2 protein-coding genes are annotated in these 785 nt (G+C 73.9%); one reads left to right on the forward strand and one right to left on the reverse strand.

Annotation, left to right across the window (positions count from 1 at the left end; all coding sequences use genetic code 11):
* Positions 1-139: FAD-dependent oxidoreductase (locus CCN56_RS40390; protein WP_143664833.1), on the reverse strand; the 139-nt coding region annotated here is incomplete at its 3' end.
* Between the two features lie 99 nt (positions 140-238).
* Here CCN56_RS40390 and CCN56_RS40395 point away from each other — a divergent pair.
* On the forward strand, positions 239-785 hold a 547-nt coding region (locus CCN56_RS40395; protein WP_179200168.1), incomplete at its 3' end, for a pentapeptide repeat-containing protein.

Here is a 785-nt window from a genome sequence, read left to right on the forward strand (position 1 = left end):
ACGGGCCGTCGGCCGTACGGGCCCGGCCGCCGAGCGTCCGGTGCGCCTCGTGGACGGTCACCTCGGTGCCGGCCTCGGCGGCCGTGATGGCGGCGGTCAGTCCGGCGAAGCCGCCGCCGATGATCGTGAGCTTCCGCATGTCCGTCTCCCTCGTGTGGTCCTTGTACGGGGGACGAAGGGCGGGGCCGGGGATGTGACATCGGGGGCGTTGTCAGTGGCCTACGTCACGATGGGGTGCATGGCGACGAGTCGGAAGAAGCAGGTGGCGGGGGCGCGGCGGCCGGAGGTGCGGCTGCCTCCCCTGGAGGCGTACGGGGGAGGGCTCGAACCGGACGGGGACTACGACGGCCTCGAACTGGCCGGGCTCGACCTGACGGGCCAGTCGGCCGAGGGGGCCCGGTTCCTGGACTGCGCGCTGCGCGAGTGCGGGCTCGACGGGGCGCGGCTCACGGGGGCGCGGTTCCTCGACTCGGTGCTGACGGGGGTACGGGGCGTGGGGACGGAGCTGGCCGGGGCGCAGCTGCGGGACGTGGAGGTCGTGGAGGCGCGGCTCGGCGGGACGCAGCTGCACGGGGCGGTCCTGGAGAGGGTCGTCGTCCGGGGCGGCAAGATCGACTACCTGAACCTGCGGGCGGCGAAGCTGAAGGACGTCGTCTTCGAGAGCTGCGTCCTGAGCGAGCCGGACTTCGCGGGCGCGGTCCTGGAGCGGGTCGAGTTCACGGACTGCGTGCTCACGGGGGTGGACTTCACGGGGGCGCGGCTCGTGGACGTGGACCTGCGGGGGG

The organism is Streptomyces sp. NRRL B-24572, assembly GCF_002156145.1.
GTDB lineage: Bacteria > Actinomycetota > Actinomycetes > Streptomycetales > Streptomycetaceae > Streptomyces > Streptomyces vietnamensis.